Source organism: Pseudomonas sp. efr-133-TYG-5 (assembly GCF_030209175.1).
In the GTDB taxonomy this organism is placed as follows: Bacteria; Pseudomonadota; Gammaproteobacteria; order Pseudomonadales; family Pseudomonadaceae; genus Aquipseudomonas.
Window position 1 is genome coordinate 368,958 of sequence record NZ_JARVSM010000004.1, and the last position, 26,034, is coordinate 394,991.

General features: G+C 63.8%; 27 protein-coding genes. 16 read left to right on the plus strand and 11 right to left on the minus strand.

Features of this window, described 5'->3' with window-relative positions:
* Positions 1-48: 48 nt before the first annotated feature.
* Both QRN70_RS16480 and QRN70_RS16485 read right to left on the minus strand, forming a co-directional pair.
* Complete coding sequence (locus QRN70_RS16480; RefSeq protein ID WP_285419025.1) at positions 49-294, minus strand: TIGR02647 family protein; 246 nt, start codon at positions 292-294, stop codon at positions 49-51.
* 219 nt (positions 295-513) lie between these two features.
* Positions 514-798, minus strand: a complete 285-nt coding sequence (locus QRN70_RS16485) for a hypothetical protein (RefSeq protein ID WP_285419026.1) — start codon at positions 796-798, stop codon at positions 514-516.
* 122 nt (positions 799-920) lie between these two features.
* Between QRN70_RS16485 and QRN70_RS16490 the strand changes: the two genes are divergently transcribed.
* Entirely contained in the window at positions 921-1,580 is a 660-nt protein-coding gene (locus QRN70_RS16490; RefSeq protein WP_285419027.1) for a glutathione S-transferase family protein, read from the plus strand.
* A 131-nt stretch (positions 1,581-1,711) separates the two neighbouring features.
* On the opposite strand, the gene argH is transcribed toward QRN70_RS16490, so the two are convergent.
* Positions 1,712-3,106: an argininosuccinate lyase gene (argH, locus tag QRN70_RS16495; protein ID WP_285419028.1), complete on the minus strand. Its 1,395-nt coding sequence runs from the start codon at positions 3,104-3,106 to the stop codon at positions 1,712-1,714.
* Between the two features lie 472 nt (positions 3,107-3,578).
* On the opposite strand from argH, the gene QRN70_RS16500 reads away from it, so the two are divergent.
* The 7 genes from QRN70_RS16500 to rsd all read left to right on the plus strand — a co-directional run bounded on the left by QRN70_RS16500 (position 3,579) and on the right by rsd (position 9,990).
* Complete coding sequence (locus QRN70_RS16500; RefSeq protein WP_285419029.1) at positions 3,579-4,325, plus strand: LytR/AlgR family response regulator transcription factor; 747 nt, start codon at positions 3,579-3,581, stop codon at positions 4,323-4,325.
* 137 nt (positions 4,326-4,462) lie between these two features.
* The gene (hemC, locus tag QRN70_RS16505; protein WP_285419030.1) at positions 4,463-5,404 is read left to right on the plus strand and encodes a hydroxymethylbilane synthase; all 942 of its coding nucleotides are present in this window, start codon (positions 4,463-4,465) and stop codon (positions 5,402-5,404) included.
* Positions 5,401-6,165, plus strand: coding sequence for a uroporphyrinogen-III synthase (locus QRN70_RS16510; RefSeq protein WP_285419031.1), 765 nt, complete (start codon positions 5,401-5,403; stop codon positions 6,163-6,165). The genes hemC and QRN70_RS16510 overlap by 4 nt, the downstream gene beginning before the upstream one ends.
* Before the next feature lie 16 nt (positions 6,166-6,181).
* A complete protein-coding gene (locus QRN70_RS16515) occupies positions 6,182-7,336 on the plus strand; it encodes a uroporphyrinogen-III C-methyltransferase (RefSeq protein ID WP_285419032.1) in 1,155 nt (384 codons plus the stop codon).
* On the plus strand, positions 7,333-8,571 hold the full coding sequence (locus QRN70_RS16520) for a heme biosynthesis protein HemY (protein ID WP_285419033.1): 1,239 nt from the start codon (positions 7,333-7,335) through the stop codon (positions 8,569-8,571). The genes QRN70_RS16515 and QRN70_RS16520 overlap by 4 nt, the downstream gene beginning before the upstream one ends.
* A gap of 222 nt (positions 8,572-8,793) precedes the next feature.
* Complete coding sequence (locus tag QRN70_RS16525; protein WP_285419034.1) at positions 8,794-9,345, plus strand: disulfide bond formation protein B; 552 nt, start codon at positions 8,794-8,796, stop codon at positions 9,343-9,345.
* Positions 9,346-9,531: 186 nt separating this feature from the next.
* The gene (gene rsd / locus QRN70_RS16530) at positions 9,532-9,990 is read left to right on the plus strand and encodes a sigma D regulator (protein ID WP_285419364.1); all 459 of its coding nucleotides are present in this window, start codon (positions 9,532-9,534) and stop codon (positions 9,988-9,990) included.
* Positions 9,991-10,050: 60 nt separating this feature from the next.
* Here rsd and QRN70_RS16535 read toward each other — a convergent pair whose 3' ends face one another.
* Positions 10,051-10,716 (minus strand): FKBP-type peptidyl-prolyl cis-trans isomerase, encoded by a 666-nt coding sequence (locus tag QRN70_RS16535; protein WP_285419035.1) that lies wholly within the window; start codon positions 10,714-10,716, stop codon positions 10,051-10,053.
* Between the two features lie 192 nt (positions 10,717-10,908).
* On the opposite strand from QRN70_RS16535, the gene QRN70_RS16540 reads away from it, so the two are divergent.
* Positions 10,909-12,063: an AlgP family protein gene (locus tag QRN70_RS16540; protein WP_285419036.1), complete on the plus strand. Its 1,155-nt coding sequence runs from the start codon at positions 10,909-10,911 to the stop codon at positions 12,061-12,063.
* Here the strand turns inward: QRN70_RS16540 and QRN70_RS16545 are convergent.
* A complete protein-coding gene (locus QRN70_RS16545) occupies positions 12,060-12,521 on the minus strand; it encodes a TIGR02444 family protein (RefSeq protein WP_285419037.1) in 462 nt (153 codons plus the stop codon). The genes QRN70_RS16540 and QRN70_RS16545 overlap by 4 nt on opposite strands.
* A gap of 50 nt (positions 12,522-12,571) precedes the next feature.
* Between QRN70_RS16545 and QRN70_RS16550 the strand changes: the two genes are divergently transcribed.
* The 3 genes from QRN70_RS16550 (at position 12,572) to rhtB (ending at position 15,916) form a co-directional block, all read left to right on the plus strand.
* Positions 12,572-14,482, plus strand: coding sequence for an ATP-binding cassette domain-containing protein (locus QRN70_RS16550; RefSeq protein ID WP_285419038.1), 1,911 nt, complete (start codon positions 12,572-12,574; stop codon positions 14,480-14,482).
* Complete coding sequence (locus tag QRN70_RS16555) at positions 14,482-15,063, plus strand: mechanosensitive ion channel family protein (RefSeq protein ID WP_285419039.1); 582 nt, start codon at positions 14,482-14,484, stop codon at positions 15,061-15,063. Before QRN70_RS16550 ends, QRN70_RS16555 begins: the two co-directional genes overlap by 1 nt.
* A 220-nt stretch (positions 15,064-15,283) precedes the next feature.
* Positions 15,284-15,916, plus strand: a complete 633-nt coding sequence (gene rhtB, locus QRN70_RS16560; RefSeq protein WP_285419040.1) for a homoserine/homoserine lactone efflux protein — start codon at positions 15,284-15,286, stop codon at positions 15,914-15,916.
* Positions 15,917-16,028: 112 nt separating this feature from the next.
* Here the strand turns inward: rhtB and QRN70_RS16565 are convergent, their stop codons facing one another.
* From QRN70_RS16565 to QRN70_RS16585, 5 genes are all read right to left on the minus strand, one after another.
* A complete protein-coding gene (locus tag QRN70_RS16565) occupies positions 16,029-16,772 on the minus strand; it encodes a penicillin-binding protein activator LpoB (RefSeq protein ID WP_285419041.1) in 744 nt (247 codons plus the stop codon).
* 3 nt (positions 16,773-16,775) lie between these two features.
* Positions 16,776-17,363, minus strand: coding sequence for a penicillin-binding protein activator LpoB (gene lpoB, locus QRN70_RS16570; protein WP_007951848.1), 588 nt, complete (start codon positions 17,361-17,363; stop codon positions 16,776-16,778).
* A 36-nt stretch (positions 17,364-17,399) separates the two neighbouring features.
* A complete protein-coding gene (locus tag QRN70_RS16575; protein WP_025113270.1) occupies positions 17,400-17,774 on the minus strand; it encodes a YcfL family putative periplasmic lipoprotein in 375 nt (124 codons plus the stop codon).
* Between the two features lie 15 nt (positions 17,775-17,789).
* On the minus strand, positions 17,790-19,184 hold the full coding sequence (locus QRN70_RS16580; RefSeq protein ID WP_285419042.1) for a COG3014 family protein: 1,395 nt from the start codon (positions 19,182-19,184) through the stop codon (positions 17,790-17,792).
* Between the two features lie 207 nt (positions 19,185-19,391).
* Entirely contained in the window at positions 19,392-20,765 is a 1,374-nt protein-coding gene (locus tag QRN70_RS16585) for a COG3014 family protein (protein ID WP_285419365.1), read from the minus strand.
* Between the two features lie 202 nt (positions 20,766-20,967).
* On the opposite strand from QRN70_RS16585, the gene QRN70_RS16590 reads away from it, so the two are divergent.
* From QRN70_RS16590 to QRN70_RS16605, 4 genes are all read left to right on the plus strand, one after another.
* The gene (locus tag QRN70_RS16590; protein WP_285419043.1) at positions 20,968-21,687 is read left to right on the plus strand and encodes a cysteine hydrolase family protein; all 720 of its coding nucleotides are present in this window, start codon (positions 20,968-20,970) and stop codon (positions 21,685-21,687) included.
* Positions 21,688-21,699: 12 nt separating this feature from the next.
* Positions 21,700-22,599, plus strand: coding sequence for a LysR family transcriptional regulator (locus QRN70_RS16595; protein ID WP_285419044.1), 900 nt, complete (start codon positions 21,700-21,702; stop codon positions 22,597-22,599).
* Between the two features lie 86 nt (positions 22,600-22,685).
* Positions 22,686-24,584, plus strand: a complete 1,899-nt coding sequence (locus QRN70_RS16600) for a cytochrome c/FTR1 family iron permease (protein WP_285419045.1) — start codon at positions 22,686-22,688, stop codon at positions 24,582-24,584.
* 117 nt (positions 24,585-24,701) lie between these two features.
* Positions 24,702-25,157 carry a YaiI/YqxD family protein gene (locus tag QRN70_RS16605; protein WP_285419046.1) on the plus strand — a complete coding sequence of 152 codons (456 nt, stop codon included), beginning with the start codon at positions 24,702-24,704 and terminating at the stop codon, positions 25,155-25,157.
* Positions 25,158-25,310: 153 nt separating this feature from the next.
* On the opposite strand, the gene elbB is transcribed toward QRN70_RS16605, so the two are convergent.
* A complete protein-coding gene (gene elbB, locus QRN70_RS16610; protein ID WP_285419047.1) occupies positions 25,311-25,979 on the minus strand; it encodes an isoprenoid biosynthesis glyoxalase ElbB in 669 nt (222 codons plus the stop codon).
* Positions 25,980-26,034: the final 55 nt, after the last annotated feature.

Genomic DNA, 26,034 nt, shown 5'->3' on the forward strand with positions numbered 1-26,034 from the left:
CCCGCGGAAATCCCGTGGCAGGAGTTCCCGTGGGCAATGGGGTGACGATCAGGCTGTTTCGGTGACGCTGAGGATGGTCAGCAGGGTCTGGACATTTTGCGCGGCATCACGACCCAGGCTGGTCAGATAACCGCCATCGGGCTGGTCGATCAGCTCTTTGTCAAAGAGGCGTTTGGCGGCGGCGATGTGTTTCGGGGCAGCGGTCTGATGAATTTTCAGACCTTCCTGGGAACTGTCCAGGTTGAAGAGTGCGAGGACTTCCAGTTCGGCAACCAACTCAGGGGTAAGCGACATAAGGACTCCAGACTTTCTAGGAATTGGACGACAGCGCCCCTAAAGTGAACCTGCCGACGCGGACTGTCCAGTGTGCGCGTCAGGGTTTTTGTCGGGGCGCGGATTCCAGTGTAGTCCGCAGAAAAAACCTCGCCGCCTGCGCCAGCGCCTGCAGGATGAGCAGCCGGCCCATGCCGGAGCTGCCGCAGGTGCGAGTCGCGAGCGGTCGATCTGGCGAACTTATGCCTTTTCCGGTGGCAGCTCAGGCAGCGCGCGCAACGCGGCTTCGTACCACTCGGTATCGAACGCGCGGTCGTCATCGAGCATCGCGTCGATTTCGTAGGCCAGCACGTGCGCCATCAGGTTGAGGATGTCTTCGCGCTCATAGCCGACCAGGGTCAGCTTGTTGAACGTCGCCTTGGCAGCTGGCGGGTTGTCGCTTTCGATCTGGTTCTCGATGGCTTCGATCAGCGTGGTCTCGGTGAACGCTTCTTCGTCGCCGTCGATATCGGTTGGCTCGCTCATGGCAGGCTCCTCAGGGAAAGGCGCCAGTTTACCCGCATTCAGCGGCGTGATGCTGCTGGCGCGAATCCCCCCGGCGATCTATAAACAGGCACTGCCCACCCCGCACGGCCTGGAGGCTTGTGATGCTCAAACTCTACGGATTCGCTGTCAGCAACTACTACAACATGGTCAAACTGGCGCTGCTGGAAAAGGGCCTGGCGTTCGAGGAAGTCACCTTCTACCCGACGCCGACCCCGCAATCGCTGGCCATCAGCCCGCGCGGCAAAGTGCCGGTGCTGGGCGTCGACGCTGGCTACATCAACGAAACTTCGGTGATCCTCGAATACCTCGAGCAAACCCGGCAGGGCAAGGCGCTGCTGCCGAGCGACCCGTTCGAGCGGGCGCAGGTGCTGGCCATGGCCAGGGAAATCGAGTTGTACATCGAGCTGCCAGGGCGTGCCTGCTATGGCGAGGCGTTTTTCGGCGTGACGTTGCCGGATGCGATCAAGGACAAGACCAAGGCCGAATTGCTGCTGGGATTTGCCGCGCTGGGCCGGCATGGCAAGTTCGCCCCGTACGTGGCGGGCGACAGCCTGAGCATCGCCGACCTGTACTTTCTCTACAGTGTGCCGCTGGCGTGTGCGGTCGGGCAGAAGTTGTTCGGGATCGATTTGCTGGCAGAGATGCCGAAGGCCAAGGCGCTGCTGGAGCGGCTTGAGCAGAATCCGCATGTGCAGAAGATTGCGGCGGACAAAGAAGGAGCGATGCCGGCGTTTTTGGCGATGATCGCTGCCAAGAAGTGAATTTTATAGCGCTCTGAAGAACGCATTCGCGAGCAGGCTCGCTCCCACAGGGGATTTTTGTCGGCCACAAAATGTTGTGTTTAACAAAAATCCAAATGTGGGAGCGAGCCTGCTCGCGAAGCTTTTGACCTTTAGCGGCTGGCGAGCAGCGCCTGACCGCGAACCACGGCAGCCTTGACCTGCGCCGGCGCGGTGCCGCCGATGTGGTCACGGGCATTCACCGAGCCTTCCAGGGTCAGCACGGCGAACACGTCCTGCTCGATCTGGTCGCTGAACTGACGCAGTTCGTCCAGGCTCATCTCCGCCAGGTCCTTGCCGCTGTCGACGCCGTACTTCACCGCGTGGCCGACGATTTCGTGGCAGTCACGGAACGGCAGGCCACGGCGTACCAGGTAGTCGGCGAGATCGGTGGCGGTGGAGAAACCGCGCAGCGCCGCTTCGCGCATGATCGCGTGCTTGGGCTTGATCGCCGGGATCATGTCGGCAAAGGCGCGCAGCGAGTCGCGCAGGGTGTCGGCGGCGTCGAACAGCGGTTCCTTGTCTTCCTGGTTGTCCTTGTTGTAGGCCAGCGGCTGGCCTTTCATCAGGGTCAGCAGGCCCATCAGCGCGCCGAACACGCGGCCGGTCTTGCCGCGTACCAGCTCCGGCACGTCGGGGTTTTTCTTTTGCGGCATGATCGAGCTGCCGGTGCAGAAGCGATCGGGCAGATCGATGAACTGGAACTGCGCGCTGGTCCACAGCACCAGCTCTTCGGAGAAACGCGACAGGTGCATCATCGCGATGCTCGCGGCGGAGCAGAATTCGATGGCGAAATCGCGGTCGGACACGTTGTCCAGCGAGTTGCCGCCGACGGCGTCGAAGCCCAGCAGCTGCGCGGTGTATTGGCGATCGATCGGGTAGGTGGTACCGGCCAGCGCGGCGCTGCCCAGCGGCATGCGGTTGGTGCGCTTGCGGCAGTCGACCAGGCGCTCGTAGTCACGGCTGAGCATTTCGAACCACGCCAGCATGTGGTGGCCGAAGGTCACTGGCTGCGCGGTCTGCAGGTGGGTGAAGCCCGGCATGATGCTGCCGGCTTCGCGCTCGGCCTGCTCCAGCAGGCCTTTCTGCAGGCGGGTGATTTCGGCCAGGATCAGGTCGATCTCGTCACGCAGCCACAGGCGAATGTCGGTGGCGACCTGGTCGTTGCGGCTGCGGCCGGTGTGCAGTTTCTTGCCGGTGATGCCGATGCGGTCGGTCAGGCGCGCTTCGATGTTCATGTGCACGTCTTCGAGGTCGACGCGCCAGTCGAACTGGCCAGCCTCGATTTCACCCTGGATGGTCTTCAGGCCATCGATGATGCTGTCGCGCTCGGCATCCGTCAGCACGCCGACCTTGGCCAGCATGGTGGCGTGGGCGATCGAGCCCATGATGTCGTGGCGATACAGGCGCTGGTCGAAAGTGACGGAGGCGGTGAAGCGGGCGACGAAGGCGTCGACGGGTTCACTGAAGCGGCCGCCCCAGGACTGATTGGTCTTGTCAGTGCTCATGAATTCGCTCGTATCGGCTTGAAAAAGGAAGGCGTGAAACGCTGGCGCGGATAATAACAGGGTTGCCAATCCTGTCGCTGACACTGGTCGATACGTTTTTTTCTCATCTGCTCATCCATAGTTCCCGCAGGCCGGCGCCGTTTTGCCCAAGGATATTTTTCGATTGAGCAATATCGGCCCGACGAACGTCTACAGTTGGACAGAAGGGTCGGCGCCAATGCGCAACATGCAAAGCGCCGGGCGCCGACTATAAGGAGAGGGGAGTGGGTGTATTGTCATTTGACGGATCCGGTGAAAAACGCGGGCAACAGGCGGCGTTGAGCGGTTCGATCGGCCATCCGGCAAATATTGCCGGCCGACGTACGGCACTTTTTGCCGCTCGCGCTAGTCTTAGCGTGGATCGCGGTGACGGACGTCACTCCACCTGTCTACGCTATCCTTGTGCGAGACTCACGCAGGAATCCAGCGCAATATGAATGTCCTGATCGTTGATGACGAACCACTTGCCCGCGAGCGCCTCAGCCGAATGGTGAGCGAGCTCGAGGGCTACACAGTCCTGGAGCCCAGCGCCACGAATGGCGAAGAGGCGTTGGCGCTGATCGACAGCCACAAGCCGGATATCGTCTTGCTCGATATCCGCATGCCAGGCCTCGATGGCCTGCAGGTGGCTGCCCGTCTGTGCGAACGCGAGACGCCACCGGCCGTGGTGTTTTGCGCCGGTCCCGATGAATTTGCCGTGGAAGCCCTGCAGGCCAGCGCCGTGGGCTATGTGGTGAAACCCGTGCGAACCGAACATCTGCATGACGCCCTGAAAAAGGCCGAACGTCCGAACCGGGCGCAGCTCTCGGCCCTGACCCGTCCCGCCGCCGAAAGCGGCAGCGGCCCGCGCAGTCACATCAGCGCCCGTACCCGCAAAGGCATCGAGCTGATCCCCCTGGATCAGGTGGTGTACTTCATTGCCGACCACAAATACGTGACCCTGCGTCACGAGGCTGGCGAGGTGCTGCTGGATGAACCGCTCAAGGCCCTGGAGGACGAGTTCGGTGAGCGCTTCGTGCGCATCCACCGTAACGCCCTGGTCGCCCGCGACCGCATCGAACGCCTGCAACGCACGCCACTGGGACACTTCCAGCTGTTCCTCAAAGGCCTCAACGGTGACGCGCTGATCGTCAGCCGCCGGCATGTGGCAGGCGTGCGCAAAATGATGCAGGGGCTTTAGCCCGCCCGCAGCGGGCCAATCACCCGCGTTCAACCAGGCATCGCCGGCCAGGGAGGCCACGCCGTTTCTGATTCAGGTCAAAGTGGATTTGGCTGAGCTGTTATTATCCGCCGTATCTATTCAGTACGGATTGATCCATGTCCTCTCGCGAAATCCGCATCGCCACCCGCAAAAGTGCCTTGGCCCTCTGGCAGGCCGAATACGTCAAAGCCCGTCTGGAGGAGGCCCATCCGGGTCTGCTGGTGACGCTGGTGCCCATGGTCAGTCGCGGCGATAAACTGCTCGATTCGCCGCTGTCGAAGATCGGCGGCAAGGGCCTGTTCGTCAAGGAACTGGAAACTGCGCTGCTGGAAAACGAAGCCGACATCGCCGTGCATTCGATGAAAGACGTGCCGATGGACTTCCCGCCGGGCCTGGGCCTGTTCTGCATCTGCGAGCGCGAAGACCCGCGCGATGCGTTCGTTTCCAATACCTACGCCAGCCTTGATGCGTTGCCGCCCGGCAGCATCGTCGGCACCTCCAGCCTGCGCCGCCAGGCGCAACTGCTGAGCCGTCGTCCCGACCTCGAGATCCGTTTCCTGCGCGGCAACGTCAACACCCGGCTGGCCAAGCTGGATGCCGGCGAATACGACGCGATCATCCTCGCCGCGGCCGGCCTGATCCGCCTCGGCTTCGAAGAGCGCATCACCTCGGCGATCAGCGTCGACGACAGTCTGCCGGCCGGTGGCCAGGGCGCGGTCGGCATCGAATGCCGCAGCGCCGACAGCGAAATTCAGGCCCTGCTGGCGCCGCTGCATCACCTCGACACCGCCTCGCGGGTGTTCGCCGAACGTGCCTTGAACAAACATCTCAATGGCGGCTGCCAGGTGCCCATCGCCTGCTATGCCGTGCTCGAAGGCGAGCAACTGTGGCTGCGCGGCCTGGTCGGCGAACCGAGCGGCGGCAAGCTGCTCAGCGCCCAGGCCCGGGCGCCGCGCGGCGATGCCGAGGCGTTGGGCGTGCGGGTCGCGCAAGACCTGCTCAGCCAGGGCGCCGCCGACATTCTCAAGGCGGTCTACGGCGAGGCAGGTCACGAGTGACCGCCTGGCGCCTGCTGCTGACCCGCCCTGCGGATGACTGCGCGGCGCTCGCCGAGGTGTTGGCCGGGCAGGGGATTTTCAGCAACTGCCTGCCGCTTCTGGAAATCGCCCCGCTGCCGGTCTCTGCCACAATGCGCCAGGCAATTACCGAGCTGCCCTGCTGCGACGCGGTGATCGTGGTCAGCAAGCCGGCGGCACGCATTGCCGTGGATCTGCTCGATCGTTATGCGGTAACGGCGTCGACGCTGCCCTGGTTCAGCGTCGGTGCAGCGACTGCGCAGATCCTGCTGGAGCGCGGCCTGGACGCCAGTTATCCGGACGAGGGCGACGACAGCGAAGCCTTGTTGCAACTGCCGCGTCTGCGCGCAGCGGTGACGGCCAATTCCCGGGTGCTGATCCTGCGTGGGGAGGGTGGTCGCGAGTTGCTGGCCGAGCGCCTGCGCGAGCTTGGTGCTAGTGTCGACTATCTGGAGTTGTACCGCCGCGAGCTGCCCGCTTATCCGCCGCACGAACTGCCACGGCGGATCGCAGCGGAACGCCTGAACGGGCTGGTGGTCAGCAGTGGACAGGGTTTTGTGCACTTGCGCCAGTTGGCCGGCGACGCCTGGCCGACGCTCGCGCAGTTGCCGTTGTTTGTTCCAAGCCCAAGGGTCGCCGAGCAGGCACGTGCCGCCGGGGCCCGAACAGTTGTGGATTGCCGCGGCGCCAGTGCCGCGGCTTTGCTGACGGCGTTACGGGAGCATCCCGTGGCCGTTCTCTAATGCAAAGGATGGATACGTGAGCGAAACAGCCTTGCCTAAAGATGATGTTCAACCCGTAATCGAAACGCCGGTTGAGCCGTCCCCCGAACCTCGCCCGGCGGTCGCGCCCGCACGCCGTGGCAACGGATTGGCGATGGTTGCGCTGCTGCTCGGTGCCGCCGGTGTCGCCGTCGGCGGCTGGGGTGTCTGGCAGGTGCGTCACCTGCAGGCCAACACCCAGCAGCAGTTGAGCCAGGTGCAGGCGCTGAACGATCAGGCGCAGACCCTCAAGCTCAACGAGCAGCGGCTGACCGAGCGTCTCGGGCAATTGCCCGGTGCCGATGAACTCGCCGAGCGCCAGCGTCTGGTGACGCAACTGCAAGGCGATCAGCAGCGTCTCAACCAGCGTCTGGAAACCGTGCTCGGTGCCAGCCGCAAGGATTGGCGTCTGGCCGAGGCGGAGCATCTGCTGCGCCTGGCCAGCCTGCGTCTCTCGGCGCTGCAGGACATCAGCAGCGCCCAGGCGCTGGTGCAGGGTGCCGACGAAATCCTGCGCGAACAGAACGACCCGGGCTCCTTTGCCGCCCGCGAGCAGGTGGCGAAAACCCTGGTGGCCCTGCGCAGCACCGCACAGCCGGATCGCACCGGGTTGTTCCTGCGCCTGGGCGCCCTGCGTGATCAGGTTATCCAGCTCACCGAGCTGGCGCCGGAATACAAGGATCGCGGCGAATCGCTGCTGGGCCTGACCGCCGATGGCGATGGCGCCAGTCGTTGGGCGCAGTGGTGGGATCAGATCTCGCGCTACATCCGCATCGATTTCAACGCTGACAAAAACGTCCGGCCGCTGCTCGCCGGGCAGAGCCTGAGCCAGGTGCGCCTGGCCCTCAGTCTGGCGCTGGAGCAGGCGCAGTGGGCCGCGCTCAACGGGCAGGCGCCGGTGTACACCCAGGCACTGACCGAAGCGCGCGACGTGCTCAAGGGCAACTTCAACCCGGACAACCCGCAGAGCAGGATCATGCTCGAACAGGTCGCCGAGCTGAGCAAGCAACCGGTGACCGTCGACACTCCGGATCTGGCCGGCACGCTGAGCGCCGTGCAGGCGTATCTGGAGCGGCGCAACGTCAATGCTGAAGACTCGGTGAAACCGTTCGCCAAACCTGCCGCCAGCACCGCGCAGGAGGCGACGCCATGAAACGCCTGTATGTGATCGTTTTTCTGGTGATCGCCGCGACGGCGGCGCTGGGGCTGGCGATTGCCGAGCATTCCGGTTACGTGCTGATTGCCTACAAGAGCTTTCGTTTCGAATCGAGCCTGTGGGCGACCCTGGCACTGGTGGCGGTGCTGTGGCTGGTGATCTGGGGCATCAAGGCGCTGGTCGAGTTGCTGCTGGTCTCCGGCGGTGTAGTCAATCCGTGGTCGCGACGCAACCGCAGCCGCCGCGTGCAGGTGGCGATCGAACACGGTCAGCTGGATCTGGCCGAGGGGCGCTGGGCCAGTGCCCAGCGGCACTTGCACCGCGCTGCCGAAGCCGAGCGCCAGCCGTTGTTGTATTACCTCGGGGCGGCCCGTGCGGCCAACGAGCAGGGCCACTACGAAGAAAGCGATCGCTTGCTCGAACGCGCCCTCGAGCGTCAGCCGCAGGCGGAGCTGGCGATCGCCTTGAATCACGCACAGCTGCAGACCGACCGCGGTGACACCGACGGTGCACTGGTGACCCTGCAGGCAATGCACGAGCGTCATCCGCACAATGTGCAGACCCTGCGTCAGTTGCAGCGACTGCATCAGCAGCGCGGCGATTGGTCGGCGGTGATTCGCCTGTTGCCGGAACTGCGCAAGGACAAAGTCCTGCCGCCGTCCGAGCTGGCGGAACTGGAGCGTCGTGCCTGGGGCGAGAACCTGTCGCTGGCCGCGCATCGCGAAGAAGACGGCAGCGTCGGTCTGCAATCGCTGGATCGCGCCTGGCAGCAACTGACGTCGGCCCAGCGCCAGGAGCCGCCGCTGGTGCTCGCGTACGCCGAGCAGTTGCGTCAGCTGGGGGCTCAGGTGCAGGCCGAGGAAGTCCTGCGCGCGGCCCTCAAGCGCAAGTACGACAGCCACCTGGCGCGCCTTTACGGCCTGGTGCGTGGCAGCGATCCGGCGCGTCAATTGCAAACGGCGGAAGGCTGGCTCAAGGAGCATCCGGCCGATCCGAGCCTGCTGCTGACCCTGGGCCGGCTGTGCCTGCAAACCAGCCTGTGGGGCAAGGCGCGCGATTACCTGGAAAGCAGCCTGCGCGTGCAGCGCAACCCGGAAGCGTGTGCGGAGCTGGCGCGCCTGCTTGCCCGGCTCGGCGACACCGAGCGCAGCAATCAGCTGTTCCAGGAGGGCCTCGGCCTGCTCGACGAGCGTCTGTTGGCGGCGCCCCTGCCGGTCGCGGCGCAGGCGTGAGTGCAACGGGAGGGGTGACTCTCCCGTTTTCTGCATTCGATGCCTGAATAGTTACCGCTGGATTGAGTCCTAGGCAACGTCCTACAGCGGACTACACATATTCCTCTCGATGCTGTCGGGATTTCCCTACACCTCTGGTGAAGTGTCGGCAGTGCCCCGCCTTGAAAGGCTGGCGCGCTTTCCTCTACCGTAACTGCCTGTCTTTACTGTTACGGATAAGCCATGTCGTTGGCCTGCTCACGCTCCTTGTTTTTCATGGCTTTCACTGCGGGAGCTCTGGCTCTGGGAGCTTCCTATTACCTCGAATATGCGGTCGGCCTGACGCCCTGCACGTTGTGCCTGGTGCAACGCCTGTTCCTCGCGTTGCTCACGGTCGGGTGTGCGGTGGCGGCGGTGCACGGCCCGCAGCGGTTCGGCCTGGCGCTGTACTGGGCATGGGCGCTGCTCGCCAGCCTGGGCGGCACCACGGCTGCCTGGCGCCAGGTCTTGTTGCAGAGCGGCTCGCTGCAGCAATGGGCGCATTGCACGCCACAACCCCAGGAGCTGTTCAGCAGCCTGCCCTGGCTGTGCGCGCTCATGCGCATGTTTAACGAGAGCATCGATTGTGCGGAATTGTCCTGGACGCTGTTCGATCTGAGCGTTCCGGAGTGGAGCCTGCTGTTCTTCGTCGCGATGTCGATTCTGGCGGTTTACCAATTGCTGCGCAGTGCCTGGAGCGCGCTGCAGCGACCGCTCAGCGGCGAACCGTCGCAGCGGACGCTGATCAGGGATTAAACACTTGTATGAACTTTATCTCCTGCGTACCTTGAAGCGACAGGCGTGCGGGCATAATCTGGCCCGCACGTGTCATTGGAATTATGTTGCTCGATGACGCTCTGCTCGGCAGCCCCATGCCAGAAAAGCTACAAGAAGGGGGTCGGGGAGTAGAGCAGCATGACCCACAAGGGAAGAGAGATCGCCATGCTCGAAAGTTGTCAGAATGCTCAGGAACGCTGGGGTGGAGTTCATCTGCTGATCGACCGCTGGTTGCAGGAGCGTAAGGAGCTGATCGACGCCTATGACAATCTCGGCGCCGAGCCCGAGGCGCTTGCCGCCAACCGCAAGCCCTTGCAGGAATTCTGCGGCGTGCTGGTCGATTACGTGTCGGCCGGGCACTTCGAGATCTATGAACAGCTGACTGGCGAAGCCAAGGCGTTCAATGACAAGCGTGGCCTGGAACTGGCCGATACCCTCTATCCGCGCATTGATGTCATCACGGAAAAACTGCTGGCCTTCAACGATCTGTGCGATGAAGGCAAATGCGTTGCCGAGAAGTTCAAGGAGCTGGGTGGCCTGCTTCACGAACGTTTCGAACTGGAAGACTGCCTGATCGAAGTGCTGCACACCGCACACAAGCAAGAAGCCCCGGTCCAGGCCTGATTCGATTTCTGCAAGACCCTGAAACGGTGCGCCAAGGCGTACCGTTTTTCGTTTCGGCGATCAGCTGGTGGCGCCGCGCAATTCGACTTCGAACACCAGCGGCGTGAACGGCGCGATCAGGTCGCCGGCACCGTCGGCGCCATAGGCCTGGTCCGAGGGAATCACCAGGCGCCATTTCGCCCCCACCGGCATGTTCTGCAACGCGGTGCGCCATCCGGCGATAACGCTGTCGAGGCTGAACCACTGCGGCTGCGTGTTCTGGTCGAACACCGTGCCGTCCGGCAAGCGACCGACATACAACACCTGGACCTTGCCGTCGGGGCCGGCCTTGGCGCCGGTGCCGGGAGTGATCTCGGTGAGCAGGATGCCATCGGCCAGCTCCTTGACCCCCGGCTTGGCTTTTTCACTGCTGAGAAAACGCCGCTCGGTTTCCATTGCCGCGTCACTTGAAGGCAGCGCGTTCTGCTCGGCGATCTGCGATTCGTGGTCGGCGAGTATCTGCTCGATGCGGGCCTCGCTCAGCGCCAGCGGCTTGCCCTGATAGGCCTGTTGCAAACCTTCGACCAGTGCCTGCAATTGCAGCTGCGGGACTTCCTGGCGCAGGCGTTCGCCGAGACTGGCACCGAGGCTGTAGGCCAGGTCATGGGCTTGGTTCGGCGCGGTTTTTTCGTCAGCCTGGGCCACGGCAAAAATCATGCAGAGGGATAACAATAGGTAGCGCGACATGGGCACTCTCCGTCCTGAGATGCGCGCGATTATGCCAGTGCGGAGCCGTGCAACGGTGAACTGCTTTTGGCGATGTGCAGAAGATTTTCGCAACGCTGCAACGCATCGCTTTCGATACTGTCAACATGCCCTAGCGGCGGTAGCAGCAGAGGTCTAGTATGAGCCGCACTCACGTCAGCCAGGAGGTAAACCATGTCGGCCACCAAGAAGCCTGTAAACACTCCGTTGCACTTACTCCAACAACTCTCGGGCAGCCTGCTCGAGCATCTGGAAAACGCTTGCTCGCAAGCCCTGGCTGATGCTGAAAAACTGCTCGCCAAACTGGAAAAGCAACGTGGCAAGGCGCAGGAAAAACTGCACAAGTCGCGCACCAAATTGCAGGACGCAGCCACTGCCGGCAAAGCCAAGGCGCAGAACAAAGCCAAGGCTGCCGTGAAGGAACTCGAAGACCTGCTCGATGCGCTGAAGGATCGTCAGTCCGACACCCGCAGCTACATTCTGCAACTCAAGCGCGATGCCCAGGAAAGCCTGAAACTGGCCCAGGGTGTCGGTCGTGTGCAAGAGGCGGTGGGCAAGGCGTTGTCGGCTCGCGCCGCCAAACCGGCAGCCGTTGCGGCGAAGAAACCAGCCGCCAAACCTGCGGCGAAAGCGGCAGCCAAACCTGCTGCCAAGCCAGCGGCGAAAGCACCGGCCAAGGCGCCCGTGAAAGCGGCGGCCAAACCGGCGGCGAAAAAACCGGCCGCAGCCAGCGCTGCAAAACCGGCGGCAAAAACCACGTCGGCCAAACCTGCCGCTGCCAAGCCAGCCGCCAAGCCAGCGGCGAAAACCACCGCCGCCAAAGCGACTCCGGCAAGAACCGCAGCGGCCAAGCCTGCCGCTAAACCGGTAGCAAAAATTGCGGTGAAACCTGCCGCCAAACCTGCGGCGAAAACCGCTGCTGCGAAACCTGTAGCCAAGACAGCCGCCAAGCCTGCAGCGGCCAAACCCGCCGCGAAATCAGCGTCGAAACCAGCCGCCAAGCCAGCCGTGAAAGCCGCCGCGAAACCTGCAGCCGCTGCGAAACCAGCCGCCGCTGCCAAGCCCGCGACCACCGCTGCCAAACCCGCTGCTGCCAAACCAGCTGCCGCCAAGCCAGCCGCGAAACCCGCGACCAAGCCTGCCGCGAAAAAGCCGGCCGCTGCCAAACCCGCCGCCGCGAAACCGACCACCGCTCCTGCTGCCAAACCCGCCACACCGGCGACTCCGGCCGCCCCGGCAGCGTCCGCACCCGCCACCTCGACTTCGACCACGGCGCCAACCTCCGCGCCTGCCTCGAGCGTCGCCAGCAACCCGACCAGCGCTTCCTAAGTGCCGATCGCCGCGACGCGCAGCACCTGCAGCGCGTCGCGGTTCAGGTGAGCCGCAGCGCCGGCCAGGCCTTCCAGCCACACCGCCTGATCGGCGCTGTTTCTCGCCCAGCCTTGGGCGACGCCTTCCAGTCGTGACAGCAAGGCGCGTTCCGCTTCCAGTTCCAGGCCCTTGACCTGCTCGCGCATACCCTTGAGCACGGCATCGGTTTCGGCGCGGGTCTTCCATTGCATGCGCAATTCGCGCAGCGGCTGCACCACCTCCCTGTCCCAGGGCGCGGTGAGTTGCTCAAGCTCGCGCAGGCGTTCCTCTTCGCAGCTCACGCCGCGTTGTTCCAGCCATAACCCACACAGCATCAGGCAGACATTGGCCCCCGCCGATTGCAGGTGCAGACAGGCGTCTTCCACGCCGCAGCGGGCGTAGACGGCCAGGGCAAAGCTCCACAGGTCAGAGGACATCGTGCTACTCGCGCCAGTTGTGAGCGAAGCTGGTAGACTCCGCCGCCATTATGATCCGACTTCAGAACCTGACTTTACAGCGTGGCCCGCAACGTCTGCTAGAAGACGCCGAGCTGACCCTGCACGCCGGCCACAAAGCCGGCCTCATCGGTGCCAACGGCGCCGGCAAATCCAGCCTGTTCGCCTTGCTGCGCGGCGAGTTGCACCCGGACTCGGGCGACTGCCTGCTGCCGGCCGACTGGCGCATCGCGCACATGCGCCAGGAGGTCGACACCCTCGAGCGCCTGGCGGTCGACTATGTGCTCGATGGTGACCTGCGTCTGCGCCAGGTGCAACGCGACCTCGCGGCCGCCGAAGCGGCCCATGACGGCGAGGCCCTGGCCCGCCTGCACGCCGAACTCGACAGCGCCGACGGCTACACCGCCGACGCGCGTGCCCGCAAACTGCTGGCCGGCCTCGGGTTCACCAACGAGCAGATGGATCGTCAGGTAGGAGATTTCTCCGGTGGTTGGAGGATGCGTCTGAACCTGGCGCAGGCTTTGATGTGCCCATCCGACCTGCTGCTGCTCGACGAACCAACCAACCACTTGGACCTCGACGCCATCATCTGGCTCGAAGAGTGGCTGAAAAGTTACCCGGGCACCTTGCTGCTGATTTCCCACGACCGCGACTTCCTCGATGAAGTGGTCGACCACGTGGCCCACGTCGACCAGCGCAAACTGGTGCTCTACCGTGGCGGCTACACCTCGTTCGAACGCGCCCGCGCCGAGCGTCTGGCCCAGCAGCAACAGGCCTACGAGAAGCAGCAGGCGCAACGGGCGCACATGGAAAGCTACATCGCCCGCTTCAAGGCCCAGGCCACCAAGGCCCGTCAGGCACAGAGCCGGATCAAGGCCCTGGAGCGGATGGAAGAGCTGTCGGCGGCGCACGTCGATTCGCCGTTCGATTTCGTCTTCCGCGAGTCGAGCAAGATCTCCAGCCCGCTGATCGACCTGTCCGATGCGCGCCTGGGCTATGGCGAGAAAACCGTGCTGGAGAAGGTCAAGCTGCAACTGACCCCGGGTGCGCGGATCGGTCTGCTCGGGCCCAACGGCGCCGGCAAATCGACCTTGATCAAGAACCTCGCCGGCGAGCTCGAACCGCTGGCCGGGCGCCTGACCCGTGGCGAGAACACCGTGGTCGGCTACTTTGCCCAGCATCAGCTCGATTCGCTGGATGCCAAGGCCAGCCCCTTGCTGCACTTGCAGCGTCTGGCGCCGACCGAGCGCGAGCAGACCCTGCGCGATTTCCTCGGCGGCTTCGACTTCCGTGGCGCGCGTATCGACGAACCGGTGCTGAACTTCTCCGGTGGCGAAAAGGCCCGTCTGGCCCTGGCATTGATCGCCTGGGAACGGCCGAACCTGTTGCTGCTCGACGAACCGACCAACCACCTCGACCTGGAAATGCGCCTGGCGCTGACCATGGCCTTGCAGGAATTCAGCGGCGCGGTGCTGGTGGTTTCCCACGACCGGCACCTGCTCAAGAGCACCACCGACAACTTCTACCTGGTCGCCGACGGCAAGGTCGAAGAGTTCGATGGCGACCTCGAGGACTACGCACGCTGGCTGGTCGAGTACCGTCAGCGCAACGCCCCGGTCAGCACCACGCTGGCCAACCCGGACAAGACCGACAAGAAGGCCCAGCGCCAGGCTGCCGCCGCGTTGCGTCAGCAACTGGCGCCGCACAAGCGCGAAGCCGACAAGCTCGAAGCCGAGCTGGGCAAGCTGCACGAGAAACTGGCCAAGGTCGACGCCAGCCTCGGCGACAGCGACCTCTACGAGCCGGCGCGCAAGAACGAGCTGCGTGATCTGCTGGCCGAGCAGGCCAGGCTGAAAGTGCGCGAAGGCGAACTCGAAGAAGCGTGGATGCAAGCCCTGGAAACGCTGGAGAGCATGCAGGCGGAGCTGGAGTCGCTGTCTTGATGGAAGCGTTCAAGCTGCCGCTGCCGGCGGTGTGGGTCGAGCCGGTCTGGCTCGGCGTGCAGATTCTGCTGATCCTGCTGGCCGGCTATTTCGCCCAGCGCTTTGTCGCCCGCTGCCTGACCCGCCTGGGTGAGCGCTATCCGTTTCCGCCGCAGTTGCTGATGCCGCTGCGAGGTGTGTTGCGCTGGCTGATCATGGGCAGCGCGGTGATAGTCGTGCTGGAGCGCCTCGGCGTGTCGGCCACGGTGCTGTGGACGGCGCTGTCCGGGTTTGTCGCGGTGGCGGCGGTGGCGTTCTTCGCCATGTGGAGCGTGCTGTCGAACCTGCTCTGCGCGATTCTGATCTTCACCGTCGGGCCGTTTCGCCTCGGCGATGTGGTCGAGCTGGTGGACACCACCGACAAGCCCGGGGTCAAGGGCCGGGTGGTGGCGATCAACCTGCTCTACACCACGCTGATCGAGGCCGAGGAACTGGGTACCGGCAGCGCCATGGTGCAGGTGCCGAACAGCCTGTTCTTCCAGCGCTCGGTGCGGCGCTGGCGCGGGACGGATGTGTTTCCATCGAGCGGTTTCGAAAAATAGATTCCCCGGGCGTCTGATCTGACGCCTTCGCGAGCAAGCCCGCTCCCACATGGGTCATTGGTGTTCACACGATGTGTGTTCCACCCAGGACACGGTGGGCGCGGGCTTGCTCGCGCAGAGGCCATCAGCCGCGCTCAGACCATCCAGCAAAAATCGGTAGTCATCCGCCCGAAACCGCATTAGCTTTGACGTCTGTCACGATTCAGAGTCGAGGTGTGCGATGGAGCTTCAGACATGGCTGGCATTTTTCGCCGCCTGTTGGGTGATCAGTCTGTCCCCGGGTGCCGGCGCGATTGCGTCGATGTCCAGCGGTCTGCAATACGGGTTCTGGCGCGGTTACTGGAACGCCCTGGGCCTGCAGATCGGTCTGGCGGTACAGATTGCGATCGTTGGCGCCGGGGTCGGGGCGATTCTCACGGCGTCGGCCACGGCGTTTTATGCGATCAAGTGGTTCGGTGTGGCCTACCTGGTCTACCTGGCGATCAAGCAATGGCGTGCGCTGCCCATGGACATGAGCGATGACGCGGCGGTGCGCCCGATCGGCAAGCCGCTGGCGCTGGTGTTCCGTGGTTTCCTGGTGAACATCAGCAACCCCAAGGCGCTGGTGTTCATGCTGGCGGTGCTGCCGCAGTTCATCAATCCGCATGCGCCGCTGCTGATGCAGTACCTGGTGATCGGTGTGACGATGGTCTGCGTTGACCTGATCGTCATGGCCGGCTACACCGGGCTGGCGTCGAAGGTGCTGCGCCTGTTGCGCACGCCGAAACAGCAGAAACGCATGAACCGCACGTTTGCCGGGCTGTTCATCGGTGCGGCAGCGTTCATGGCGACGTTGCGCAAAGCGGTGGTGTAGACCCGCAGCAGAAAAAAAGGCGACCTGATGGGTCGCCTTTTTTGTGCCTCGCACGCCGCGCGTCTGCGCCTGCCTTCCCACGCACGGCGCGGCAACGCTCAGCCTGGAACCATCAGCGCAGAATCACCGGCGCCGTATCGCGCGGCAGGTTGTTGCGCTGCTGCGGCTCGCGCGGCTGCTCGTAACCGCCGCCGCCGAGCTGCTGGCTCAGTTGCCCGGCCACGTCTTCGCCGAGGGCCTTCGACACATCGCGCACCACCCGGGGACGGTTCAGCGAGATCTTGATGTCGCGGCCGTTCACCAGTTTGGTGTCCTGCGCTTCACCCATCGCCGTGAAGGCCGAAGTGATCTCGAAGGTCTTGGTGTTGATCAGGCTGAAGTCGGCCACCAGCGTCAGGCCCAGCACCGCCGAATAGCTGTCGGTGTGCGCCAGCTCGTTGATGTCCTGGGTGAAGTCGATGTCCGACACGGTGCCGAACAGCACGTAGTCGGCACCCTTGAAGTTGCCGGCCTTGATGCGCTTGATCACGTCGTAGACGTCACCCTTGGACGCCGCCGTGTACGGCGTGCCCTGCACCAGCTGGAACATGCCGGTACGCAGGATCTCGCCCTTGATGTCGCCGGTGAACTTGCGCAGCTCGGTCTGCTCGATGTAACTGGTGGTCGCCTCCAGCTCGTTGTAGCTCGACGAGCCACTGGCGCTGTAGTAACCCTCGCGGTAATTGCTCTGCGCCGAAACGACGTGGATGTATTGCTCCACACGCTCCTGATACGCCAGGTCGGTCACCGCGACTTTCGGGGCCGCTTGCACGCTGAACGCACAAGCCAGGGCCATCATGCCAATCCATGTGCGCATGGCTTAACGCTCCGTGGTTTTGCGGATCTCTTTTTCGTCCATCCACTCGGCCAGACCGCTTTCAACATCGATCAGTTGCAGGCTGAATTTGTAGAAGACGTCCTTGTAGTCGCTGCTGCGCTTGACGATCGAGCTGATCGAGCCTTCCAGGCGATATTTGGCGGCGATCATGTTGCCGGTCTTGGCCACGGTGCTCTTCTTGTACAGGCCGCTCTGGTTTTGCAGCTTGAGCTGGTCGACCTGGCTCTGCATCGCGGTGTTGTCGCTGGCGAAGCGGGCGGTGCCGGACTTCATCAGCTGGGTCTTGATGCTGGTGGTGATTTCGCGGGTGTCGATGTACTCGCTGGTCTTGTTCTTCACGTCGTAGACCTGCACCACCGGACGGCCCTGCAGAATGCCGGACTGGGCCAGGGAGCGGGTCATCGACTCGGCGATCATCTGCAGGTCGGTCGAACCGAATTCGTTGGTCACGGTTTCAACCGCTTTGGTGTCGCCGTAGCTGATGTTCTTGCTGCCCAGGGTCGGCGAAGTGTTGGCGCAACCGCTGGCCAGCAAGGCGAGGACGGCGATGAAGGAAAAGCGTGCAAACATGGGAGTGCTCTCTGAATCGGGAATAGGGTGGCGGGCTTACGGCGTCTTGAGTTCGAGACGGAAATCCACGGCTTTCGGGGTTGGGGCGATGCCCTGGATGAAGCTGGTCTGGGCGCCGTACATCATCTGGCTCTTCCAGACTTCTTCCTCGGCAATCGGGAAGCCCTCGGGGCCCAACCAGGCGAAGCGGTAGTAGAACGTCTTGTTGCTGTTGAGGGTGTTGGTCAACTGCACATTGACGGTCATGAAGCCGTTCTCGCGAGCGACGCGCATGGCGCCGACCGCAATGTGTTTCTGCGGGCCCATGGCCACGACCTTGCTCGCGGCGCTGCCCGGCTCAGGAGGGGGCGGGGTGGCGCAGCCGCTTGCCAGCACGGCGAGGGCGGCAACGGCGATGAGTTTGAAACGCATGCAAAGACTCCGTTCTTAAGGTTGTTTGAGGCTGGCCACAGCGGTCTGGGCGCTGCTCGGGATCACGTGGGCGGCGAGGCCGGCGGCGAACACCTGGTTGCCCACGGCGCGCAGGCTGATCACTTGATAACGCTGATCGACGTTGACCTTGACCAGCGAGCCGCCGACGGCGCTCGGCAGGCTGACCTGGTGCTCGCCTTTCTTCAAGCGCAGACGCACCACCTGGGTGTTGTCCGGCAGCGTGCGCCACGTACGGGTATCGGCACCTTCGAGCACGGCTGAAGAAATACCGACCGCGAGGCCGGCGAGCGGGTTGGTTTCGTTGATTTTCTTCTGCGCCACGCCTTTGGTGATCGCCCGCACGGTGGTGCGCACGATGATCCCCGGCATGTCATCGCGCAGGGCGCGGCGGGACATGGCGGTGGTGCTGTTGAGGGCGGTCAGGTTGACTTGCTGGCCATCGACGCCAATCTGCGCGAACGGTGCGGTGGAGGTGTCCGGCTTGATGATCGGGAACGACAGCGGGGTGATCACCAGGTTGTTGGAGATCGGCAATGGCAGCGGCACGCGGATCGAGTCGCGCGCTGGCGCCAGGCCGCTTTGCACCACGATCAGGATATCGCTGTCGTCGGATTTGCTCGGCTTGTCGAGGTTGACCAGCGCCTGCTCCAGCAGCGGGGTGTTCGGACGCAGTTCGGCCGCCTTGCGGTAGCCCGGTGCTGCCAGGTCTTTCTCACCCAGGGCTTCGTAGACGAAACCGGCCAGGTAATGGCTGAACGCACTCTGGTAGCTGTTTTTCAGGCCGACCACTTCCGGCGCGTCGAGGCTGGCGACCGGGTAGCCCTGCAAGTCCTTGTACTGGGTCTTGATGCCTTCTTTCTCGGCCTGCTCCTCGCTCTTGAGGTATTCCTTGTCGCGCAGGTCGGCGATCACCGCTTCGCGCTCGTGGGTCTTCTTGATCGCGGTGCGGGCGCCATCGAAATCGTTGACCGCCAGCAGGTTGAGGGCCATCTGCGTGGTCAGCATGACTTTTTCGTAGTCGTAGCCTTCGTAGCGGCGCACCTTGTCGTTGACCAGGAAACTGCCGAACTGGGCCAGGTACTTGTCGGTGTCGAGCTTGACCGAATCTTCCCATTGCCCGACTACCCGGTCGGCGCTGCCCCAGGCATTCTGGCTGCCGGACAGGTCGCCCTTGGCGCGCAGCAGCTCACCCTTCTCGAAGTAATAGAGCAGGTCCTTGTCCGGGCCGCTGTTGTTCTTTTCCAGCAGGGTCAGGGCCGCATCGACATTGCCGCTGGCCAGTTGCTGGTTGGTCTGGGCCAGTTCGGCGTCGTAGTTGCGAAAGGCGGAGCAGCCGGACAGCAGCGTGACAGCGCTGAGCGCGAGCAGAGTGGGGGCGCGGAGTGCCATAAGGGGTTACTTCTTCCCTGAGAGTAAGTCCAGCCACAGATGTGGGTCGGGCTGGCGTGACCGATCGGCAGTGGCGTTGGCCTCCTGCCAATTCCTCATAAAAAGAGGAGCTTCAATGCCTCGTCGCGATAGCGCGGGCGCGGCATTATAAGCGGCCGATGCTGGCTATGTAATAGCTTTTTAATTGCACCGATTAGTTGGGTGCCATTACTTGTCGGGCAGTCTGGCGTTGCCGATGACGTTGGCGACGTCGTTCAGAACCCGCAGGTTGATCAACTGGTGATCCTGGTCGATACGCAGGGTGACCGGCGCCGCTTGCGGGGCATTGGGGGCGCCGAACTGGTGATTGCCTTTTTTCAGGCGCACCCGTGCCACCAGGGTTTTGTCCGGCAGGGTACGCCAGGTGCGAGTGTCGGCTTCTTCAAACGGATCGTGCGCGGTCACCACCAGCGAGGCCTTGGCCGGATTGCGTTCGTTTTCCTGGGCCTGGGCAATGGCGGCCATGTTGGCGCGGAACATCGCCCGGGAAATGATTGCTGGCATGTCGTCGCGCAGCGTGCGAAAGGCCATGTCGGTGACGCTGTTGATCACGGTCAGCGGCCGCTTGCGGCCATCCACCATGATGTGGTCGAACGCCGGTGTGACGGTGTCCGGCAGCAGAATGGGGAACGAGATCGGCGCGGTGATGACCAGGGTTTCATTGAGCCGAACCGGGATCGGCACGCTCACCGAGCTGCGTGCCGGTGCCAGGCCGCTCTGCACGACGATCAGCACGTCGCTTTCATCGGCCTTGGGCGGCGGCTGGTCGAGATTGCGCAGCGCCTGCTCGAGCAAGGGCGTGTGCGGGCGCAACTCGATTGCCTGGCGATAACCCGGCGCGGCCAGGCCGCGTTCGCCCAGCGCTTCGTAGGTGAACCCGGCCAGGTAATGACTGAAGGCACTCTGGTAGCCGTTCTTCAATTCAATGACTGCCGGCGCATCGAGGGTGGCGACCGGATAGCCTTGCAAGTCTTTGTAATGAACGGCGATGCCCTGAGCCTTGGCCTGCTCCTCGAGTGCTTCGTACTGGCGTTCCCGCTGGCGGGCGATCAGGGTTTCGCGCTCGTGGGTTTTCTTGATGTCGGCCCGGGCGCCGTCGAAATCGCTTTCGGCCACTTGATTGAGGGCCATCTGCGTGGTCAGCATGACCTTTTCGTAGTCGTAACCTTCGTAGCGACTGAGCTTGTCGTTGACCAGCATGGTGCCCATTTCATAGGTGAAGCGATTGAGCAGCTTCATGGGCGCGGACGGTACGGCCTCTTCGCGCTGGAACACCATCCGGTCGGCGCTGCGCCAGGCTTTCTGGCTCTGCGGCCGGGCATTGGCGAAGCTGAGGATCGAGCCTTTTTCGAAGTAATACAGCAGATCCTTGTCTTCCCAGGGGTTGTTCCATTCCAGCAGATCCAGGGCACCCTGGTAGTCAGCGTGCATCAGCCGCTCGTTGGTCTGCTGCATTTCCTGGTCGTAATTGCGGTAGGCGGCGCACCCGCTCAAGTGCAGGAACGTGCTGAACAACAGGCAGAGCAGCAAGCAGTGGCGCATGGCGACAGGTTCTTCCTTGGACGAAGAGGCGCTGAGGGTGGGGGCATTATAGAGTTCGGTAGTGGCCATGTGCTGCGCTGTTTTGGTCAGATCGGATTGGTGCTCAACGCGCACAGATCATGTTCGGCAACCGCCGTTGTTGGCGATCAGCAGCCTTCCTAGACTGGTCGCCCACCTCAAGCACCTGTCCAGGAACCGCACCATGAGCCTGACTCAAATGCCGCGTTTTGCCTCGTTCTTCACAACCTTTTTCGCCGGTCTCGGCCTCGCGGCCGCCAGCAGCGCCATGGCCAGCACAGCCGCCGATTCGCCCACCCATCCAACCTTGCGCGCCCTGTCCGGGGCGGCGCCGACCGCGCGCCTTGACCCGAAGACCACGGCGCTGGTGGTGATCGATTTCCAGAACGAATACTTCAGCGGACGTCTGCCGATTCCCGACGGCATCGCGGCCATGAACAAGGCCCGTGAGCTGATCCGCTTTGCCGATCAGGCGAAGATCCCGGTGTTCCAGGTCCAGCACGTCGCGCCCGCCGGCTCGCCGCTGTTTGCCCAGGGCGGCGAGACCGTGAAGTTTCATCCGCTGATGCAGCCGAGGGCGCAGGATCACGTGCTGCAGAAGACCACGGTCAGCGTGTTCGCCAGTACCGACCTTGATCGGCAGTTGAAACAGGCCGGGGTCAAGACCGTGATTTTCGCCGGGCTGATGACCCACGCCTGCGTCGCCGGCGGAGCCCGGGATGCAGCGCCGTTGGGTTATCAGGTCGTGGTAGCATCCGACGCTTCGGCGACCCGGGCGATCACCCGCGGCAACGGCGACACCGTCGACAAGGACAGCCTGCACCGCGCAGCGCTGGCCGAAATCGAAGACACCTTCGGTGACGTCCTGACCACGCAGCAGATCGTTCGCCTGCCGCTCAACTGATTCGGGGCCTGGATGAATCAACTGCTGGCCATGCGCGCGTTTCGCTGCATCGTCGAGTGTCGCGGTTTCAGCGCTGCCGCCGAGCGTCTCGACACCACCCATTCGACGATCTCCCGCCAGCTGCAGCAGTTGGAGGCGCAGCTCGGCACGCGCCTGATCAACCGCAACACCCGGCGCTTCAGCCTGACCAGCGCCGGACAGCAGTACTACGCCGCGTGCGTGGATATTCTCCAACGCCTCGATCAGGCCGCGCTGGCGGTCGGCCAGGCCCATGAAAGCCCGCGTGGCGTATTGCGCATCAGCGCACCGGTGGTGATCGGCACGCTGGAACTGGCGAGCTGGTTGCCGGCATTTCAGCAGCGCTACCCCGAGATCGAGGTCGATCTGTCCTGCGACGACCGCTTTGTCGACCTGATCGCCGAGGGTTTCGACGTCGCGCTGCGCATTTGCGGGCCGCTGGCGGATTCGTCGCTGGTGGCGCGCTTGCTCACGGTGTCGGACAGGCTGCTGGTGGCCGCGCCGACCTATGTGGCGCGGCAGGGCCTGGTGCGCCAGGTGCACGACCTGGCGGATCACGCGTTGCTGGGGTTTGCCGGTGGTGGGGACTGGTCGTTGACCGACGCGCGCGGCGTGACCACGGCCGTGCGGGCCGAGGGCCGGTTCAAGGCCGACTCGATCAGCTCGCTGCATGCGGCGGCGCTGGCCGGGGTCGGCATCGCCGCGTTCACCCGGGCCACGGTGCAGGAGGATCTGCTGCGCGGGCGGCTGGTGCAGATCCTGCCGCAGTACAGCCTTGGCCAACGGCATTACTACGCGCTCTATCCCCACGCCCGGCATGTCGCATTGAAGGTGCAGGTGTTCGTCGAGTTCATGGCCGAGCATTACCGCAACGCCAGCTCGGCTTTGCGCTAAAACCCGTCGGTCAGCCGAGAAAGCTTGAGGGAAAGGCGTTCGAAGTGAACAATATGTAACTTCGCATTTCCATTTGAGACTCATTCATGACTGCCTCGTCCCGCTTTCTGGCCTGGCTGCTGTTCCCGCTGTTTGCCCTGAGCAGCTTCAATCTGCTGGCCGACACCGTGGAAGGCGCGCCGCAAGCGCTGCACCTGCTCGATTACATCAGCGCCGATTACCCGCCAACGGTCGCCGCGGGCCAGGTCGTCGACGAAGGCGAGTACCACGAGCAACTGGAATTCACCGAGGTTCTGCAAGGGCTGATCGCCGGTCTGCCGGGCAAACCGGAGAAGGCTGCACTGGAGCAAGGTGTCGACGCCTTGCACGCCGCGATCAGCGCCAGGCAGGACGGCACCGAAGTCGCCCGTCAGGCCCGGCAACTCGGGGCGAAACTGGCGGTGGCGTACGAAGTCAGCCAGGCCCCGATCATCACCCCCGATCCGAGCCGTGGCGCGCCGCTGTATGCGCAGAATTGCTCGGTGTGCCACGGCGCCAGCGGTGCCGGCGACGGTCCGGCGGGTGTCGGCCTGACCCCGGCGCCGGCCAATCTGCGCGACGCGGCGCGGATGGATCGCCTGAGTCTGTTCGCGATCTACAGCACCCTTGGGCAGGGCGTCGAAGGCACTGACATGCCGGCCTTCGCCGATCAGCTCGATGATCGTCAGCGTTGGGATCTGGCCACCTACATCGCGCAGTTCAGCGCCGATCCGGCCAGCGCCAAAGCGGACAAGACCTACAACATCGCTGACCTGGCCCGGCAGACCCCGGCCGAAGTGCTGGCGGCCGAGGGCCCCGAGGCGGCAGCGACCTTCCGTGCACAGCGGGCGCAGCCGCCGCAGGTCAAGCGTGGCCCGGCGCAGTTGCTCGACTACACCGCCGCGACGCTCGACAAGAGCCTCGCCGCCTACCGCGCTGGTGAGCACGACCAGGCCTACGACCTGTCGGTGGCGGCCTATCTGGAAGGCTTCGAGCTGGTCGAAAGTTCGCTGGATAACGTCGACGCCAACGTGCGCAAGGACACGGAAAAGTCGCTGATGGCCTATCGACAAGCGTTGCAGGACGGCTTGCCGGTGGCGCAGGCAGAGGCGCGGCTGGACGCGGCCAAGGCCAAGCTCAAGGAATCCGCCGGCCTGCTCGGCAGCGACGGCCTGAGCTGGTCGCTGAGCTACATTTCCGGGCTGCTGATCCTGCTGCGTGAAGGCCTCGAAGCGATTCTGGTACTCGCCGCGATCCTCGCCTTCCTGCGCAACACCGGCCAGCAGTCGGCGGTGCGCAGCGTCAACGTCGGCTGGGGCCTGGCGCTGCTGGCCGGCCTCGGCACCTGGGCGCTGGCCGCGTATGTGATCGACGTCAGCGGTTCGCAGCGTGAATTGCTCGAAGGCGCCACGGCACTGTTCGCCAGTGTCATGGTGCTGTGGCTCGGCGTGTGGATGCACGACCGCCGGCATGCGGCGGCCTGGCAGGATTACATCAAGCAGAGCCTGGTCGGCGGTGGCGGACGTTTCGGCTTCGCGATCCTCGCGTTCTTCTCGGTGTACCGCGAGTTGTTCGAAGTGATCCTGTTCTACGAAACCCTGTGGCTGCAGGCCGGTCCGGCCGGGCACAACGCGGTGCTGGCCGGCGGCGCGACGGCGCTGGTGCTGCTGTTCGGTCTGGCGTGGGTGATCCTGCGCGGCTCGGCGAAACTGCCGCTGACGCTGTTCTTCAGTATCAACGCGGCGCTGCTCTGCGCGTTGTCGGTGGTGTTCGCCGGGCATGGCGTGAAGGCCCTGCAGGAAGCCGGAATCTTCGGCACCCGGCCGGTGGCGTTCTTCGATTTCGATTGGCTGGGGATTCATGCCGATGCCTATTCGCTGACGGCGCAGGCCGTGGCGATTGCAGCGATCATCGTGCTGTACGGTCGCAGTTGGGTGGCTGAAAAACGTAGGGTGTCTGCTGCTTAAAGGCATTCGCTGCGCTCATATTCGTCGGATCGCCGCCCGGAGCAAGCGCGCTCCCACAGAGTTGCTGCGTAATCTGTGGGAGCGAGCTTGCTCGCGAATTTTTTGGAGGTAGAAAACATGCGCGTATGGATCGATGCCGACGCCTGCCCGAAAATGGCCAAGGAACTGGTGGTGAAGTTCGCCCTCAAGCGCCGCTTCGAAGTGGTGCTGGTGGCGGGGCAGCCGCAGAACAAACCGGCGCTGGCGATCGTCAAGCTGATCGTGGTGCCGAGCGGCCCGGATGCGGCGGACGATTATCTGGTGGAGCACGCGGTGCCGGGCGAACTGGTGATCTGCAGCGACATTCCGCTGGCCGACCGGCTGGTGAAGAAAGGCGTGGCAGCGCTCGACCCGCGAGGCAAGGAGTTCGACGCGCAGAACATGGGTGAGCGGCTGGCGACGCGCAACCTGTTTACCGACCTGCGCGAACAGGGCCAGGTCAGCGGCGGCCCGGCACCGTTCGGCGAGCGGGAGAAGCAGGCTTTCGCCAATGCGCTGGACCGGATCCTGACGCGGCTGTCCCGTCAGGTCTGATCGCTGCCACGCTCGGCGGGTTTGATCGTTCCCACGCTCTGCGTGGGAACGCCGCTCGGGACGCTCCGCGTCCCTGCCTCACCGCCGATGCAGATCAGCCGCATCCAATGCTGCATTCCCACGCCAAGCGTGGGGAACGATCGCTATCGCCAATCAGGCGTCGTTTTCGTGGGTCAGTTCCAGCACCCGATCTACCAGCTTGTTGATCCCCGATGCCGCTTCGCTGATGTTCTGCGCCAGCATATAGGCCGGGGTGGTCACCAGTTTGCGCGCCTTGTCCTCGATGATGTCGGTCACCGCGCAATCTTCGTGGGTGGCGCCCATTTTGCCGATTGCCGCCGCGGTGTCGGCATCGTTGCCGATGGTGCAGGTCACGCCGGGGCCGTAGATTTTCGCCGCCAGCGCCGGCGAGATGCAGATCAGGCCCACCGGTTTGCCTGCTTCGGCAAACGCTTCGGCCAGCGCCAGCACTTGCGGCTGTACGCTGCAACCAGCCCCTTCGACGGCGAAGTTCGACAGGTTCTTCGCCGCGCCGAAGCCGCCCGGCACAATCAGCGCGTCGAACTCGTCGACGTCGGCTTCCGCGATGTCCTTGACGTTGCCGCGCACGATGCGCGCCGACTCCACCAGCACGTTGCGCGACTCGGGCATTTCCTCACCGGTCAGGTGGTTGATCACATGCAATTGCGCGATGTTCGGCGCGAAGCACTGCACCTGGGCGCCGCGCTGGTCGAGGCGTAGCAGGGTGATCACGCTTTCGTGGATCTCGGCGCCGTCGTATACGCCACAGCCGGACAGGATCACTGCAACTTTTTTGCTCATGGGCTCTTTCTCCAGTTTCATGGCGCTAAATGTCCACTAATTTGTCGCTTGTTGC